This window comes from Aeromonas sp. R4-3 (assembly GCF_040908275.1).
In the GTDB taxonomy this organism is placed as follows: domain Bacteria; phylum Pseudomonadota; class Gammaproteobacteria; order Enterobacterales; family Aeromonadaceae; genus Aeromonas; species Aeromonas rivipollensis.
The window spans coordinates 307294-324313 of the sequence record NZ_JBFODK010000055.1 but is presented as its reverse complement, the minus strand read 5'-3'; the positions used below and the strand labels follow the sequence as shown (position 1 = coordinate 324313).

At 64.8% G+C, this 17020-nt stretch carries 12 protein-coding genes; 4 read left to right on the top strand and 8 right to left on the bottom strand.

Translation table 11 applies throughout. The features are described 5' to 3' along the window. Positions 1 to 62: 62 nt before the first annotated feature. The gene (locus AB5Y91_RS17980; RefSeq protein ID WP_368170430.1) at positions 63 to 1493 is read right to left on the bottom strand and encodes an MATE family efflux transporter; all 1431 of its coding nucleotides are present in this window, start codon (positions 1491 to 1493) and stop codon (positions 63 to 65) included. 101 nt (positions 1494 to 1594) lie between these two features. Beyond that, complete coding sequence (locus tag AB5Y91_RS17975) at positions 1595 to 2503, bottom strand: LysR family transcriptional regulator (protein ID WP_106887882.1); 909 nt, start codon at positions 2501 to 2503, stop codon at positions 1595 to 1597. 495 nt (positions 2504 to 2998) lie between these two features. On the opposite strand from AB5Y91_RS17975, the gene AB5Y91_RS17970 reads away from it, so the two are divergent. After that, positions 2999 to 4291, top strand: a complete 1293-nt coding sequence (locus AB5Y91_RS17970) for an HAAAP family serine/threonine permease (RefSeq protein ID WP_162520220.1) — start codon at positions 2999 to 3001, stop codon at positions 4289 to 4291. A gap of 135 nt (positions 4292 to 4426) precedes the next feature. Next, complete coding sequence (gene yjeH, locus AB5Y91_RS17965; RefSeq protein ID WP_368170429.1) at positions 4427 to 5707, top strand: L-methionine/branched-chain amino acid transporter; 1281 nt, start codon at positions 4427 to 4429, stop codon at positions 5705 to 5707. 59 nt (positions 5708 to 5766) lie between these two features. On the opposite strand, the gene AB5Y91_RS17960 is transcribed toward yjeH, so the two are convergent. From AB5Y91_RS17960 to AB5Y91_RS17945, 4 genes are all read right to left on the bottom strand, one after another. Further along, positions 5767 to 6303, bottom strand: coding sequence for a GNAT family N-acetyltransferase (locus AB5Y91_RS17960; protein ID WP_368170428.1), 537 nt, complete (start codon positions 6301 to 6303; stop codon positions 5767 to 5769). Positions 6304 to 6386: 83 nt separating this feature from the next. Then, complete coding sequence (locus AB5Y91_RS17955) at positions 6387 to 8120, bottom strand: ABC-F family ATP-binding cassette domain-containing protein (protein ID WP_368170427.1); 1734 nt, start codon at positions 8118 to 8120, stop codon at positions 6387 to 6389. Positions 8121 to 8524: 404 nt separating this feature from the next. Beyond that, positions 8525 to 8962 (bottom strand): PliI family lysozyme inhibitor of I-type lysozyme, encoded by a 438-nt coding sequence (locus tag AB5Y91_RS17950; protein ID WP_025327891.1) that lies wholly within the window; start codon positions 8960 to 8962, stop codon positions 8525 to 8527. Positions 8963 to 9074: 112 nt separating this feature from the next. Next, positions 9075 to 11105, bottom strand: coding sequence for a M13 family metallopeptidase (locus AB5Y91_RS17945; protein WP_368170426.1), 2031 nt, complete (start codon positions 11103 to 11105; stop codon positions 9075 to 9077). A gap of 127 nt (positions 11106 to 11232) precedes the next feature. On the opposite strand from AB5Y91_RS17945, the gene tilS reads away from it, so the two are divergent. Beyond that, complete coding sequence (tilS, locus tag AB5Y91_RS17940; protein WP_368170425.1) at positions 11233 to 12570, top strand: tRNA lysidine(34) synthetase TilS; 1338 nt, start codon at positions 11233 to 11235, stop codon at positions 12568 to 12570. A 27-nt stretch (positions 12571 to 12597) separates the two neighbouring features. Here the strand turns inward: tilS and AB5Y91_RS17935 are convergent, their stop codons facing one another. Then, the gene (locus tag AB5Y91_RS17935) at positions 12598 to 13500 is read right to left on the bottom strand and encodes a GGDEF domain-containing protein (protein WP_106886089.1); all 903 of its coding nucleotides are present in this window, start codon (positions 13498 to 13500) and stop codon (positions 12598 to 12600) included. 247 nt (positions 13501 to 13747) lie between these two features. Here AB5Y91_RS17935 and AB5Y91_RS17930 point away from each other — a divergent pair, with 247 nt between their 5' ends. Then, positions 13748 to 15700: a monovalent cation:proton antiporter family protein gene (locus tag AB5Y91_RS17930; RefSeq protein WP_162627148.1), complete on the top strand. Its 1953-nt coding sequence runs from the start codon at positions 13748 to 13750 to the stop codon at positions 15698 to 15700. 66 nt (positions 15701 to 15766) lie between these two features. On the opposite strand, the gene AB5Y91_RS17925 is transcribed toward AB5Y91_RS17930, so the two are convergent. Next, complete coding sequence (locus AB5Y91_RS17925) at positions 15767 to 16912, bottom strand: patatin-like phospholipase family protein (protein ID WP_139746232.1); 1146 nt, start codon at positions 16910 to 16912, stop codon at positions 15767 to 15769. Between the last annotated feature and the right edge of the window lie 108 nt (positions 16913 to 17020).

Sequence of the window (17020 nt, the reverse complement as noted above, 5' to 3'; positions counted from 1 at the left end):
GGGGGCTGTCTGTTCGTTAACGTACATAAGGTGAGGGGCAGTTCACCACGCCGCCTCAGCCGTCAGCCGAGATCGGTCGAGGCGAACCGCTCCCCCCTGGCCAGCGCCCGGCTGGCCAGGGGGGGGCTGTGCTGGTGGCGGAGGGGCTTGGCCTGCGCGAGGCGACGCCACTCCCGCCACAACAGCCAGCAGAGCGGCGGGGTCAGCAGCAGCACGGTCGCGGGCTGGGCCAGCAGCACGCCATCGCGGCCCCACCAGAGCGGCAGCAGGAAGATGAGGGGCAGCAGCAGCGCCGTCTTGGCGGCCGAGATGACCAGGGCCTGACGGGTGCGCGCCATGGATTGCAACAGCACTATGCCGAACATGATGATCCCCTCCAGGGGTATGGCGGCGAGGTTGAGGGTCAGGCTGCTGACGGCGGCGGCCAGCAGCTCGGCATCCTGATCCCCGGTGTAGAGCATGGCGACCTGGCGGGGCAGCAGCTGGATCAGCAGCCAGACTCCCATGCCATAGACCAGCGTGATCTTGAGCCCCATGGCCATCAGGAATCTGAGATCCCGCAGGCGCCCGGCCCCGGTGGCCTGGCTGATCAGCGGCTGGATGCCGAAGGCCAGCCCCTGCAGGATCACGATGAACACCGCCTCTGTGTAACCCGCCACAGTGAAGCCCGCCAGATCCTTGACCGAGCCGTGCACCATCAGCTGGCTGTTGTGCAGCAGCAGCAGCAGCCCCAGGTTGAACTGGGCGATCAGGCTCGGCAGCCCGGTGAACAGCAGCTTGGGCATGGCCGGGAAGCTGGGCACCAGCTGGCGCCAGCCAAGGCGCAGCCTGGCGTGGGAGCTAAAGAAATAACCAAGGCCAAGCAGGCTGACCACTCCTTCCGAGATGAGGGTAGCCTGGGCCGTGCCCACCAGCCCCAGCCCCAGGCGGCCGACCATGATGTAGTTGAGCAGTATGTTGAGCAGGGCGCCGCAGCTCACCAGTACCATGGCGAGGCGGGGGCGACCGTCGTTGCGCAACAGATAGGGCACCGCCAGGTTGCTGGCCAGCAGCAGGGTGCCGCCTCCTATCCAGCCGAGGTAGTCGCTGGCCTGTTGCCAGGTCTCGGTATCCGGTGCTATGCCCAGGGCCAGCAGGATGTCGGTGTGCCAATGGTGCAGCAGCAGCGGAGCCAGGGCCCCTAGCAGCCCCAGCAGCCAGAACGCATTGACCAGGGCCTGACGGGCCAGGGCGAGGTTTCTGGCCCCCTGCTGGAGGGAGATGGCGGTCGCCGCCCCCATGGCGACCATGGCGGCTAGGCCGATCAGCACCATGATGACCGGGTAGACCAGGTTGATCCCGGCGAGACCGGCGGCCCCCACATAGTGGCCGACGAAGATGCCATCCACCAGGTAATAGGCGCCGGAGACCAGCATGGCCATGATGGAGGGGAGGGCATAGCCCCAGAAACGGCGGGTCATGGCCCGCTGACGGCGAATGAAATAGGCTGACATATCTGTGCTTCTGCCGGGTCGGGGATCGAAGCCACAGTGTAGATTCTTAGCTTTCCATTGATAATCCGGTGTTTATTTGATGGATTGATGAATATTGCTCATCAGTCTCGCGGGCTATGGTGGGCCTTCAACATGTCTATCAGGGCCCGCAGGCCGTGGCCCAGCTGGTGGCGGCTGGGGTAGAAGAGATTGAAGCCGGCAAAGGTGGGGCTCCAGTCGGCCAGCACAGTCACCAGCCGACCCGCTGCCAGGGCCTCGCTCACCTCCTCCTCATAGCAGTAGGCCAGCCCCAGGCCCGCCTCGGCCGCCCCCAGATAGAGGGCGGGAGTGCTGGTGGTCAGCGGCCCGCTCACCTCTATCTCCAGCAGCTCGCCGTCGGCGGCAAAGGCCCAGCGATAGTGGTGATGGGGGGTGAGGCGATAGCCGATGCAGTCGTGCTGGCTGAGCTCGGAGGGGTGCAGGGGGATGCCGCGCCTTGCCAGGTAGTCGGGGGAGCCTACCACCAGATAGCGCTGCAACGGACCCAGGGGCACGGCTATCATCTCCTGGGGCAGCAGATCGCCGTAGAAGAGGGCTGCGTCATAACCATCCTCGATGAGACGGGGCATCAGCTCCTGCTCCACCACCTCCACCTGCATGCGCGGATAGCGCACCAGATAGTCGATAAGCACTGGGGCCAGCACCTCCTGGATGGCGGCTCTGGGGGCACAGATCTTCAGCCTGCCGACCGGCTCATCCCCATGACGCGTCAACTCCTCCAGCGCCTCCTCCAGCTGACCCAGGGTCGGCAGCAGCTGCGTCAGCAATCGCTCCCCCGCATCGGTCGGCACCACGGCTCTGGTACTGCGATTGAGCAGCCTGACCCCCAAACGGCTCTCCAGCCCCTTGAGGGAGTGGCTCAGGGCCGAGGCCGAGACCCCGAGCTCGAGGGCGGCCCGGCTGAAACTGCGGTGGCGGGCGACGGCGGCAAATACCGCCAGTTCGGCAAGATCGGTGCGGGTGATGGTCATGTTCAGCAAGGGGCAGTGGGGGAAAACCAAGGGTACGCCAAGGGGGGACGGGAGACAATCGGCACGCTGTCGCGGGGATTGTAACCGTTTTGTTGCTATTCCCAGGGGGTTGAAAATCACCACCTATTTTTAATTTGTTAAAAAATTTTCGCAACACGGGGCCTGTAATGTGATCTTGCTCGTTTGAAAGGCGACTGAAGTCAAACTTTGGTTGATTAATTCAAAAAAACGCTGTGATTAATAGGGCCTTTTAACTAGAGTCAGCTCATCGGATGAGGTGGCCGTTGCCAGTTTGTTAAATGGCGCGAGCAGCACCCTCAGCATCACGATCTCATGCCTTCGTTTGTTGCAATTTGGTTGTCACATGGAGTGATGGCCGGATAGCCGGGGCCTGAGAATAAAAAAGGACGAACAGCAGGTGTTCCAGGGAGAGGAACCGGGCCCATGCCCACTGACTAGTAAGAATCCACCTTCCTTGATGACAGGAACATCCCTATGTCTGACATGAATATTGCAGTTGAAGGCAGCTTGAGCAAAGCCTCCTCCCGTGGCATCAACAAGGCCGACCTGGTCTGGATGCTGGGCCTGTACGGTACCGCCATCGGTGCCGGTGTCCTCTTCCTGCCGATCAATGCCGGCGTCGGTGGCCTCTGGCCGCTGGTGGCCATGCTGGTACTGGCCCTGCCGCTGACCTTCTTCGCACACCGCGGCCTGACCCGCTTCGTGCTGTCCGGCTCCACCCGTGATGGCGACATCACCGAAGTAGTGGAAGAGCACTTCGGCAAGACCGCAGGCAAGTTCATCACCCTGCTCTACTTCTTTGCCATCTACCCCATTCTGCTGATGTACTCGGTCGCCATCACCAACACCGTCGAGAGCCTGATGGTTCACCAGCTGGGCATGACTGCACCTCCCCGTGCCATTCTGTCGCTGGTGCTGATCCTGGGTCTGATGGCGATCGTTCGCCTCGGCGGCCAGGTGATTGTCAAGGCGATGAGCGTGCTGGTATTCCCCTTCGTGATCACCCTGATGGGCCTGGCGCTCTACCTGATCCCGCACTGGAACGGTGCCATTGTGACCGAAGCGCCTGCGCTGTCCGAGGCCTTCAACGGTGACTTCATCAAGACCCTGTGGCTGGCAATTCCTGTCATGGTGTTCTCCTTCAACCACTCCCCGATCATCTCCTCCTTCGCGGTGGACAACAAAGGTCGTTACGGTGAAGGTGCCGAGAAGAAGTGCAGCAACATACTGCTGGGCGCCCACGTCATGATGGTGATGACTGTGATGTTCTTCGTATTCAGCTGCGTACTTAGCCTCTCCCCGGCTGATCTGGCGGCTGCCAAGGAACAGAACATCTCCATCCTGTCCTACCTGGCCAACCACTTCGACAACCCGGTGATCGCCACCGTGGCACCGCTGATCGCCCTGGTTGCCATCAGCAAGTCCTTCCTGGGTCACTACCTGGGCGCGCAAGAAGGCATGAACGGCCTGATGGCCAAGGCGCTGCGCGAGAAGGGCAAGAAGGTCGAGATCAAGCAGCTGAACAAGGTGACCGCTGTCTTCATGATCCTGACCACCTGGGCCATCGCCACCATCAACCCGAGCATCCTCGGCATGATCGAAGACCTGGGCGGCCCCATCATCGCCATGCTGCTGTTCCTGATGCCGATGTACGCCATCGCCAAGATCCCGGCCATGCGCAAATACGCTGGCAACCTCAGCAACGGCTTCGTGACCCTGATTGGCCTGATCGCCATGTCCGGCATCATCTACAAGCTGATTGCCTGATAATTCCGGTTACGCCGTTGAATGAAGAAGCCGCCTCTCAAGAGGCGGCTTTTTTGTTTGCGGCGCAGAGTGCTTAACAAAGCCGTGGCGGCGGCCTAACATGGCGGGATGTTTTTCTAGACAGGACAAAAGGATATGTCTGGGTTGAAAAAGGATCTCGGGCTCTGGCAGGGGATGGGGCTGCTCGCCACCTCATTGCTCGGCACCGGGATCTTCGTTGTACCGGCGACAGCGGCGTCGCTGGCGGGAGGCGCCTCTCTCTGGGCCTGGGTGCTGCTCATCGTGCTGGTACTGCCCATCGCCTTCACCTTCGCCCGCCTCGGTCGACGCTACCCCCATGCGGGCGGGGCGCCGCACCTCATCGGGCTCGCCTTTGGCAACGGCGCCGAGCGCTTCTCCGCCTTCCTGTTTCTGGCGGTGCTGCCGGTGGGGCTGCCTGCCGCCCTCACCATAGCCGCCGGTTTCTGGCACGCCCTGTTCGACATGGGGGAGTGGACCCTGTGGGCCATCCAGTTGCTGACCCTGCTCGGGGTCTTCCTGCTTGGCTTGAGGGGGGCGCGCTCCTCCGGCAACCTGCAACTGCTGATTGCCCTGGCCATATTGGGGCTGACCCTGCTCATCTGGTTCAAGGGGGAGCTCAGCTGGCGTGACGGGGCCCAGCCGCTGCCGACGACCGCCGAGTGGCCCGCCATGGGCACGGCGCTGGCGGTGATGTTCTGGTGCTTCGTGGGGCTGGAAGCCTTCGCCCACATGGGGGAAGAGTTCAAGCGACCGGAGCGGGACTATCCCCTGGCCCTGCTCGGCGGCGTCTTGCTGGCGGGGCTCATCTACTGGGTGCACTCCCTGGTGGTGCTCAAATACGGTCTCTATGGGGACGAGGCGACCAATGCCACCGCCATCCCGGCCCTGCTCTCCCTGCTGTTCGGCCCCACCGCCAAGTGGCTGGTGGCGGTGCTCGGCTACCTCTCCTGCTTTGCCAGCATCAATATCTATCTGCAAGGGTTTGCGCGCCTGATCTGGAGCATGGCGCGGGAGGGCAAGCTGCCCGCCTCCCTCTCCCGCCTCTCGGCCCGTGGTGCACCCCTCAATGCCCTGTGCTGGGTGCTCGCCATCTGCCTGGTCTCCATCACCCTGATCCTCTGGCTCAAGCTGCCGCTCGATGAACTGATCCGCTACGCCAACGGCAACTTCGTGCTGGTCTATCTGCTCTGCATGGCGGCGGGCTGGCGTCTGCTCGGCGGCATGGGCAAGGGGCTGGCGGGGGTGAGCGTCTTGCTCTGCGCGGCCGTGCTGGTGGCGCTCGCCTCCCAGGTGCTCTATGCGGTGCTGCTGAGCGCGGGCTACGGCTGCTTCTCCCTGTGGCGACGCAGGCGCCGCCGCTCGGCATCAGGCGAGCGTGTCTGCGCCATCAAGTAGCCGCCCAAAAAAAGCCCCGCAGTGCGGGGCTTTTTACTGGCTATCAGATGTGGCGGTGCTTAAAGGTCTGGCAGGTCGCTGCGCAGCAGGGCGTAGTGCTGCAGGGAGATGAAGCCATCTCCCTTCCACTCGCACTCCCGCGCCGTGCCTTCGTAGCGAAAGCCGGCCCGCTCCAGCAGGCGGGCGGAGGGACGGTTTGGTTCCTCCACCACCGCCAGCAAGCGGTGCAGCGCTGTGGTGTGGTAAGTCAGCGGGAGCCACAGTCGCAGCGCCGCTTTCATTACCCCCTTGCCCCAGTGTTCGGGATAGAGCCAGTAGCCGATCTCGGCCCCTTTGTGCTGCGGGTCGGCATCGTGGTAGCCAATGGCTCCCAGCGGCTCTTTGGTGCGCGGATTGCGAATGAGGTGCCAGGCACCGCGGCCCGTGCGGGTCAGCTCGGCGTACCACTCCATCTGGGCCTGACATTCTGCCAAGCTGTCGTAGCTGATGCCGTAGCAGGCGATGACACGCGGATCCGACAGGCCACGATAGATGTGCGGCAGGTCGGCATAGATGACGGGATCCAGCCTTATCTCTGGCGGCGTAGTTGACGTCATGGGGGCTCCTTGCGGCCAGCCGTGGCTGGCCGCTTGTGTTGAGTCAAACAGGGGGGGGTGGCCAAGGTGGTTCATGGCTGCGCTCATGATTCGACAAGCCCGAGCAAGCCGGCCAGCCTTGCCAGCTCATGGCGCCACTCCTGCTGCAGCCGCGGGGTCTGATGCCTGGGCTTGCGGGCGAGATCGGCGGCCAGCAGGGCATCGAGCTCATACCAGCGGGCCAGCAGCGCCTCTTCGTCATCCACCGTGCTGGCAGGAGCCTGGCGGGCGTCATGCCCGGATGGCCCCTCAGCCACCACTCTCTGCTGGTGGTCGATCAGCTCGGCATAGGCCCGCTCGGCACTGTGGGCCTCCTGGATGCGTCCATCTCTGATCAGCCAGAAGCGGTTGCAGCTGCGCTCGATCAGATCCCGGTCGTGGGAGACCAGCAAGACGCCCCCGGGGAAGGCGTTCAAGGCCTCGGCCAGCTCCTCCTTGCCCGCCAGATCCAGGTGGTTGGTGGGTTCATCGAGCCAGAGCAGATGGTGGCTCGCCAGGGAGAGGGCGAGAAACAGCAGCCTGGCCCGCTCCCCCCCGCTCAAGGCGTGCACCCGCTGGCCATGGCGGGAGTAGGGGAAGCCCGCGCGGATCAGGGCCTGGCGCCGCGTCACCTCGGGCAAGGGCGCCAGGGGATAGAGGGCGTCGCTCAGGGTGGCGTCGCCATCCAGCTGCTGCAGGGACTGATCGTAGTAGGCGATGCTGGCGCCGGGGTGGCGATACCAGCCCTCACCCGGCTGTTGATCGCGCAGCTCGCCCCAGCACTGGCGCAGCAGGGAGGACTTGCCGGTGCCGTTGGCGCCGAGCAGGGCGACCCTGTCGCCGGCCCGCAACCAGAGATCCTCGGCTCGCAGCAGGGGCGGCAAGCCGGGGGCGGGGCGCACCTCCAGGGCTTCCAGTCGCAGCAGGGCATCGGCGGGCAGTGCCTGCCCGTGCAGCTCGAGGCGCCAGGGGGCTGGCGCCGCGACCTGGCTCTGCTCCTCCTGCAGGCGGGTGATGCGTTTTTCCATGGACTTGGCCTGGCGCACCAGCTTCTCGTTGTCATGCTCCCGCCCCCAGGTGGCGAGGCGCTTGCTGCTGGCGCTCAGGCGGTCAATCTCCTTCTGCTCGTCGGCCCGGCGCAGGCGGGCCTGCTCGTCCTCCTCCGCCAGCGCCACCCTGGCCTGACTGCAGGGCAGGGCGAAGCGATGGAGTCGTCCATCCCGCAGGATCAGGGTCTCGCTGGTCACCCGATCGAGCAGACGGGCATCGTGGGAGACCAGCACCAGGGCGCCCCGCCAGCCCAGGAGGAACTGCTCCAGCCAGAGCAGTGCGGGCAGATCCAGGTGGTTGCTGGGTTCATCGAGCAGCAACAGGTTGGGTTGGCGCAGCAGGGCGCGGCCTAGCTGCAACCGGGTGTGCTGGCCGCCGCTCAGGGCGCTGACGGGGAGTTCGGCCTGCTCTTCAAGCTGCAGCTCGGTCAGCATCTTGTCCACCTGCCAGTCGGCGCCGGGATCACCCGCCAGGGCATCTTGCAGCACGGCGCGGGTGCTTAGCCCTTGCAGCCTTGGGGGCAGGTGCTGGGCCACGAACTCGCAGCGGCAGGGGGCGGCCTGCTGCACCCGTCCGTCATGGGGTTGCAGCTCACCGGCCAGCAGGGCGAGCAGTGTGCTCTTGCCGCAGCCATTGGCGCCAATCAGGCCGAGGCGATCGCCGCTCTGGATGCCGAGATTGATGTGGTCAAACAAGGGGAGGTGTCCCGCAGTCATCTGCAGGGAGTGGGTACTTATCAGTGTCGTCATGCTCTTGCTCTCTTAAATGGCGGGATCGGAAATCCCTGTCATCAGGAGCGCTGGCGACAACGGTCGAGAAAGGTCTCGGTGTGGAAGGAGTCGGCTTTGCTCGAACCCGCTATCGCAGCGCGATGGTATGCAGGCAAGAGCGGGCGAATGTGCCGAACAGGCGAGCCGAGAACATCGGACACGCTTGGATAACCATTTTTTACCTCCTTGTGTTTCGTTATGGTCAGGTGCGGCGATTATAGGCGTAGAAAAAATAGCCGTCTATCGGGGAATAGGGGGGATATCGGGCTGTTATGGGGGCATCTGGCAGTGAAAAGGGGTCTTCATCGTAGCCTCCGGCAAAACAAGAGCCCCGCAGGGCGGGGCTCTTGAATCAGGTATGCGGGTGCATCAGATGAGAGGGATCAGTCGCGGGGGGTCTTGAGCGCCTGGATCACATCGTCATTGGGGGCCAGCCCCTCCACGTGGTTGAAGCTCTCCAGCCCCTCCTGCGCATTGATGGTGAAGGCGTCGGCGCTCTGGTAGCTGCCGCTGCCGGCGCTTTCGACCAGGACGATGAGCTCGGGCTGCTTGTCACCGTTGAGATCCAGCAGTTTGAGCGCCTTGATGCTGCCATCGCGGGGCATCACCTTGCCGTCGATGAACTGATCCAGGGGAAACTCGGGGTTGGCGCCTGAGTAGAGGCGCACGTCGTAGCTGCCGGTGGAGGCGGGCTCGCCGCGCCCCTCGCTGACGGTGAGCACCTGGCCCGTGGGCAGCGTCAGCTGCTGGAAGAATCCCTCCGCCGCCTGGCTGGTCAGGGGCAGGCTGAGCAGGCCGAGAGTAATGAGTAAGGCTTTCATGGATGTGACCCTTGTTGCTGCTTGTGTGTCTGTGACGGGCAGGAGCCTGGCCCCCGCCTTGTCTGTGGCTGACCAGGGGCTGGCGCTCGGCCAGCCCCTGTCGACCTCGTGTTTACCATATCTTGACCCGTTTGGCCGGGTCCAGATAGAGCTTGTCCCCCGGCTGTATGTTGAACGCCTCGTAGAAGGCGGGGATGTTCGGCACCACGCCGTTGACCCTGTACTCGGGGGGGGAGTGGGGATCCGAGGCGAGCAGCATCTGCATCAGCTCGGGACGATACATGCCCTTCCATACCTGGGCCCAGCCGAGGAAGAAGCGCTGCTCGCCGGTGAAGCCGTCCAGCACAGGGGCTTCCTTGCCATCCAGCGACAGCAGGTAGGCCTTGTGGGCTATGGTGAGGCCGCCGAGATCGCCTATGTTCTCCCCCAGGGTGAACTGGCCGTTGACGTACTGCCCCTTGATGGGCTCGAAGCGGTTGTACTGGGCCACCAGTCGGCTGGTACGGAAGCGGAACTCCTTGAGATCCTGGGGCGTCCACCAGTCGCGCATCACGCCGTCGCCGTCGGATCTGGCCCCCTGATCGTCGAAACCATGGCCCATCTCGTGGCCTATCACCCCGCCGATGGCGCCGTAGTTCACAGCGTCGTCCGCGCTCATGTCGAAGAAGGGGGGTTGCAAAATGGCGGCCGGGAAGACGATCTCGTTGTTGCTCGCGTTGTAGTAGGCGTTTACCGTCTGGGGCGACATGTGCCACTCGTCCCTGTCCACCGGCTTGCCGAGGCGGGCCAGGCTGTCGGCATATTCGAAGGCGCGGGCGCGCTGCAGGTTGCCCACCAGGTCATCGGCGCGGATCTCGATGGCGCTGTAGTCCTTCCACTTGTCCGGATAGCCTATCTTGGGCCTGAACTTGGCGAGCTTGGCCAGGGCCTGGGTCTTGGTGGCTGGCGACATCCAGTCCAGCTCCTGGATGCTCTGGCCGTAGGCGGTGCGCAGGTTCTCCACCAGCTGCTCCATGCGTGCCTTGGCCTCTGGCGGGAAGTAGCGCTCCACATAGAGCTTGCCCACCGCCTCCCCCAGGTTGTTGTCCAGTACGCCAAGGGCACGCTCCCAGGGGGCGCGCTGTTTGGGCGTACCGCTCAAGGTGGTGCCGAAGAAGGCGAAGTTCTGGGCATCGGTCTGGCTGTCGAGGTAGGGGGCGAAATCGGTGATGAGCTGCCACTTGAGGTAGGCCTGCCAGTCGCCCATGGGGGTCTGCTTCATCACCTCGTCCAGGGCCGTCAGGTAGCTCGGCTGACCTATGATGAGGCTCTGCTGGCCGCTCAGGCCGGCCTGATCCAGATAGCTGTTCCAGTCGATGCTGGGGGCGAGGCGCGTGAGCTCGCCGATGGGGGCCTTGTTGTAGTTCTTCTGCCGATCCCGCAGGGCGACGTTGTCCCACTGGATCTGGGCGAGCCGGGTCTCGAGAGTCAGGATGCGCTTGGCCTTGGCCCCCGCATCTGCCTCGCCGAAGCGGCTCAGCATGCCGGCGATGTGTTGCTCGTATTTCTGCCGCAGTGCCTGGCTGGCGGCATCCTGCTTGAGGTAGTAGTCCCTGTCCGGTAGGCCGAGCCCGGATTGATAGAGGTAGACCGCATAGCTGTCCGGCGCCTTGGCGTCCGCATCTATCCAGAAGCCGAAGGGGGCGCTGCCCCCCAGCTTGCCGGCGCGGGCGAAGGCCTGGGCCAGACCCTGCTTGTCATGGATCTGATCGATGTCGCCAAGCAGGGGCAGCAGGGGCGTAGTGCCCCTGGCGTTGCGGGTCTGCTGATCCAGATAGCTTCGGTAGAGGTCGTGGATCTGCTGGGCCGGGGTGCCGGTGGCGGCCTTGCCGTCCAGCCCCTCCACCAGCACCCGCACGTCTGCCAGGGACTTGTCCCGCAGCAGGTAGAAGGCGCCGTCGGCGGGCCTGTCGTCCGGGATCTTGGCGGTGGCCAGCCAGTGGCCGTTCACGTAGCGAAAGAAGTCGTCACCGGGCTTGACCCTGGTGTCCATGTTGGCCAGCGCGAGGCCGGAGTGCTTGTCTGCCTGGTCCGGCCCCTGACTGCAACCGGCCAGCAAGGCCAGCCCGATGAGGGCGGCCAGTATGCTTTTCTTATTGTTCATTGTCTTATTCCAATTCGGATTACTCAGCGTCCCGGCCCAGGTCGGGAGGAGACTCACTCTAGCAGTCGGGTTAGCGCTTGATAAGCCCGACTCTGCTAAGATCGGCCTGGTCGTATAGGGGAAGCCTATGATTTCTCGTGTTTATTCTCGTTTTTGTCAGACTCTGCCCGCGCCGGAAGGTTCCCGGGGCCTGCTGGTAGCCTTCAGTGGCGGGCTCGACTCCACTGTGCTGCTGGTGCTGGCGGCGCGTTTTGCCCAGGAGCAGGGCCTTGCTCTGCGTGCCCTGCACGTCCACCACGGCCTGAGCCCTCACGCCGACCACTGGGTGGCCCATTGTGAAGGGGTGTGCCAGCAACTGGCGGTGCCCCTCATTACCCAGCGGGTGCAACTGCAACGGGGCAACGGCGATAGCCTGGAGGCCCAGGCGCGGGAGGCCCGCTACCAGCGTCTGGCCGCCTGCCTGGGGGAGGGGGAGTGGCTGCTCACCGCCCATCATCAGGACGATCAGCTGGAGACCCTGCTGCTGGCGCTCAAGCGGGGCGCCGGATTGCGGGGGCTGGCGGGTATGGTACCGAACCAGCCCTTTGCCGGCGGCCGCTTGCTGCGCCCGCTGCTCGAGGTGAGCCGGGCCGAGCTGGCGGCGCTGGCGGAGACCCTGCCCTATGGCTGGGTGGAGGATGAGAGCAACCTGGATGTGAGCTACGATCGCAACTTCCTGCGCCAGCAGCTCATTCCCCAGCTCAAGGCGCGCTGGCCCGCCATGGCCCAGACGGCGGCGCGCAGCATGGCCCTGTGCGCCGAGCAGGAGGCCCTGATCAGCGAGCTGGCGGAGGCGGACTGGCAACAGGTCGGGGAGGGGGAGGCGCTGCGCATCGAGGCGCTGCAGCCGCTCTCCCCGGTGCGGCGCAACAACCTGCTGCGCCACTGGATCCGCCGTCAGGGGGGGGAGATGCCGTCCCGGGAGCTGCTGGGGCTGCTCTGGCAGGAGGTGGCGCTGGCGCGGGAAGACGCCAACCCCAGGCTGAGCCTGCAGGGGCTGGAGTGCCGCCGCTTTCAGGGACGACTCCACCTGGTGCCGCCCGGCCTTGCCCCCCGTGAGGAGGTGTTGCCCATCCGGGTGGGGGAGACGCTCTGCCTGCCGGACGGACTGGGGGCCTTCAGGCTGCTGTCATCGGATGGGGGGGAAGGGCTGCGCCCGCCACGGGAGGACGAGCCCCTGTCGGTGCGTTTTCAGGTGGCGTCCGGCGTCATGCTCAAGCCGGTGGGGCGGGTTGGCAGCCGGCGCCTGAAAAAGTTGCTGCAAGAGTACGGGGTGCCCTCCTGGCAACGGGGGCGTATTCCCATCCTCTATTACGGGGAGCAGGTGGCGCTGGTGGCCGGACTCTTCGTCTGCGACGGATTTCTGGCGCCCGAGGGGGGCATCAAGGGAGACTGGCGGCGAGCCGTCACCCCGGCTCTTGACTGAAGGCCGCCGCGATGTCGCCAGGCCGCCCTATTCGGACGGCCCTGTCACGCCGGCCTTCTTGCGGGCGTAGAGGTGGGCATCCGCCGTGGCATAGAGGCGTTGCACGTCCATGCCCGAGTGCCAGCTGGCGGCCCCCAGGCTGCAGCCCACCGAGAAGGCGCTGAGCTCCTTGTGGCTGTGCAGCACATGTTGCAGCCGCAGCCAGACCGGGCGCCAGGCCTCGGGATCGGCGGGTTGCAGCAGCAGGGCGAACTCGTCGCCGCCGAGGCGAAACGCCTGATCCGTGCCGCGAATGCAGCCCTGCAGCAGTTGGGCGAAGCGGCTCAGCACCAGATCCCCCACCGGATGGCCCCAGGTGTCATTGACCTGTTTGAAGCGGTCGAGATCCAGCAGCACCAGCACCAGACCGTGGGGCTCCCGGCAGTGTTGCTCCACCGCCCGGCCTATGGCCTCGTCGAAGTAGGAGCGGTTGCCAAGCCCGGTCAGGTGATCGAGCCGCACCTGCTGCTCCAGCCGGCTCAGCCGCAGATAGAGCGGCAGGGGCAGGCAGAACAGCTGGTGATATTGCCCCAGCTGCCGCCGCTGGCCGTCGCTCAGGGGCTGCTCCAGTTCGTATTGCAGCTGTCCGAGCAACTGCTCGTGCTGGCCGCGCAGCTCGAAGCGATAGCTATGCAGCACCTGCCTGGCCTGGGGGGCGTGGGCGATGAGGCTATGGGGCTGACCGCAGTCGAGGTGGAGCGTGTGGATCCGGACAATCTTTGCCACCCGCTCGGCAAAGATTGCCAGCAAGGCGTCAAGATCCCGTTGCCTCAGCAGCTCCTGAAGCTGCTGATAAGTATCCTGCCCGGTCAGCGGCGTGAGCCGCTCCATCTGCTGTACCCACTGCTCTATGCCATGTCCGAAGCCGTTCAATGACGATGTGTTTTCCACGTTGCAGCCTTACACCTCTCCACTCATTGTCCGGTTTCTTGCAATCCCCGTGCCCAAAATATGTTCGATGGAAAACAAAGGGGCTGGCTAGGCTTAGCAACATGAAATGGGAGGGCAGATAACCCCTATGAGCCGCGCGCCAGCGTCAAGGGCGGGCTCCTGCCCCGCAGCGACGAGGACCGGAGAGTGCCAGTGGCCTGAGGCGCCGCTTCTTAGGGCCATGGGGACAGATAAGAGGGAGGGATGTGTGTACGCCGATGTGTTGATCCTGCTGCTCTCCGCCGTTCTGCTGGTGGCCATCTTCCGACGCCTGGGCCAGCCGGTGATCCTCGCCTATCTGTTCGTCGGCATGCTGCTCGGCCCCCATGGCGCGGCCATAGTCACCGGGCAGGCCATGATGCAGACCATAGGGGAGCTTGGCATCGTCTTCCTGATGTTCTCCCTCGGTCTCGAATTTTCGCTGCCGCGCCTGCTCGCCATGCGCAAGCTGGTGCTGGGGGTCGGCGGTCTGCAGGTGCTGCTCACCTCATTGCTGTTCTTCTGGCTCGGCTGGTGGTGGGGCCTGAGTCTCCCCCAGGCGCTGGTGGTATCCGGCACCCTGGCCCTCTCCTCCACCGCCGTGGTGATCAAGCAGCTCGGGGAGTTGCAGCAACTCCATACCCGGCGTGCCCAGCTCGGGGTGAGCGTCTTGCTGTTTCAGGATCTGGCGGTGGTGCCGCTGCTGGTGATGATCCCCATACTGGCCAGCCCCGAGGTGCAGGGCAGCGCCCTGCTGGCGGAGGTAGCCTGGGCCTCTCTCAAGGGGCTGTTCGCCCTGATCGTCCTGCTCGCGGTGGGAAAGTGGCTGCTGCCCATGGTGTTTCACGAGGTGGCCCGGGCGCGCTCCGACGAGCTGTTCGTGCTCAGCACCCTGCTGGTGGCCCTGCTGGCGGCGTCGCTGACCCAGTGGATGGGGCTCTCCATGGCACTCGGGGCCTTCCTGGCCGGCATGATGCTGGGGGAGTCCCACTACCGCCATCAGCTGGAGGTGGACATCAAGCCGTTTCGGGACGTGCTGCTGGGGCTCTTCTTCATCACCATAGGCATGACCATGGAGTGGGCGCTGGTGGCGAACGCCTGGTGGCAGGTGCTGCTCTGCGTGCTCGGGCTCATCCTGTGCAAGTCGCTGCTGGTGCTGCTGGCGGGCCGGCTGATGGGGGAACGCAAGCGTGATGCCATGGCCGCCGGCATCATGCTGAGCCAGGTCGGCGAGTTCGGCTTCGTGCTGCTGGCGCTGGCGAGCCACCATGGCCTGCTCGGTCACGAGATGGTCTCCCTGCTCATCGGCATCGGCGTCATCACCATTTCTCTCACCCCCTGGCTGGTGCAGCGGGCCCTGGGGCTGGCCCACTCCCTCACCGACGCTACCCTGCTGTCCCGCGCCGGAGTCGCCCAGTCGGGGCTCAGCAAGCACCAGCATGTCATCATCGCCGGCTTCGGGCGCACCGGGCAGACCTGCGCCCGCTTTCTCAAGCTAGAGGAGATCCCCTTTCTCGCGCTGGATCTCGACCCCGAGCGGGTGAGCGAGGCAAAGCTGGCGGGGGAGCAGGTGGCGTTCGGCGATGCCAGCCGGCGCGACATCCTGCTGGCGGCCGGTCTGATGCGGGCCCGCCTGGTGATCATCACCTTCGACGATCGCAAGCGGGTCGATGCCATGCTGATGCAGATCCGGGCGCTGGCGGGGGATCTCAAGGTGCTGGTGCGAACCCGGGACGACAGCTTCCTCGAGCACTACAAGCAGGCCGGGGCCTTCGAGGTGATCCCCGAATCCCAGGAGGGGGCCCTGATGCTGGTCTCCCACCTGCTGGTCAACTGCGACATCCCCATAGGTCGGGTTATCCGGCGCATGGAGCACGAGCGCAGCAGTCAGTACCGCTTCCTGCACGGCTTCTACTGGGGGGATCAGAGTGCGGGCAACCTGGAGACGGATCAGTTGCTGGAGCGGCTGCACCCCGTGCTGCTGCACGATCAGGCCTGGGCTGTGGGGCGCCGGGTGCGGGAACTGCCCCTGGGGGAGGTGCGCATCAAGGCGGTGCATCGCGGGGAGCGCAGCCTGGAGCCTAAGGCCGATCTGAGGCTGGTGGCGGGGGATCGGTTGGTGCTCTTTGGGACGGCCGTGGCCATGGAGCAGGCGGAGCAGCGTCTGCTGGAGGGGCACTAGGCTGTGCCCTCAACACGCTCAGGGGGCCTTGGCCGGGTGGCGCCCCCCTGGTGGAAGCAAGCTTGTTCAGGCCTCCTCGCGGATCCGCTCTTCGATGTCGAGGAAGGACTCGATGCGCTGGCGCTGATCCAGCGCATCCTGATACCCCAGCCTTATCAACTGCTGGCAGTAACCCGGGTGAAACATCAGGAAGCTGGCCAGGCTGCTGCTCTCCTGGCCGTTCACCCCCAGCACCCGCAGCAGGCGGCGTAACTGGGTCGGCAGCTTGGGCAGGTAGTCGAGGGCGATAAGATCCAGATCCTGGCTCGGCCTGATGACGCAGGTCTCCACCTGACGCAGCTTCAGGCGGCTGCGCTCCCGCGCCGGGATCAGCGACAGGGTCTGGTTGATGCGCCCCAGCCGCTCCAGATCCGAATTGAGGGTGTCGGAGAAGACGGTGTTGAGCAGGTGGCTGGCGATGTTGGAGCTGGTCAGGTGATCTTGACGGGGGGCCGCGCTCCCCTGATGGGGTGAGTCGAGGGTCACCAGCAGGATCCGCTCCGCCCCCAGGTGAATGGCGGGGCTCAAGGGGCTCAGCTGGTGGATGGAGCCGTCACCGTAGAAGCGCTCGCCGATGCGGGTGGCCGGAAAGACGAAGGGCAGCGCCGAGGAGGCCATCAGGTGATCCGAGGTAAGCAGGGTGCGCAGGCCGCGCCGCCTGGCCCGCTCCCAGGGCAGATGCTCGGCCCGCCCCTGGAAGAAGGTGGTGGAGAGGCCGTCGTCATAGTCGGAGGCGGTGATGGCGATGGCCTCCAGACTGCCGTAGAGGATGTTGTCATCGATGCGGTGATAGTCGATGAGCTGATCCAGCAGGCGGCGCAGGGGGGCGTTGTCGAACAGGTGGAAGGCGCGGTTGCTCTGGGGGCTGATGAGACCGGCCGAGCCCTGATACAGGGTGCGCCACAGCAGTTGGCAGGGGCGGAAGTCGAAGATGTGATGGGTCTCGAAACGGCGCCAGACCCACTCCAGCTTGCGCACCCCCAGGTGAAAACAGGAGGCGTAGCACGCCAGTGCCGTGATGTTGAGGGCCCCCGCCGAGGTGCCGCACAGTATGGGGAAGGGGATGCCGAGGTTGCGGGGATAGAGCTCGGCCACTGCCTTGAGTACGCCGACCTGATAGGCGGCGCGAGCACCACCACCGGTCAACAGGAGAGCTGTATTGGGTCTGGCCATGATGGTGCGCCTTATTGTGATTGCAAGGGCGGGTTGCCACCGCGCAATTTAACTATAAGACGTTGTATCCCGGATAAAAATGGGCCGCCTCATCATTTTTTGAGGCGA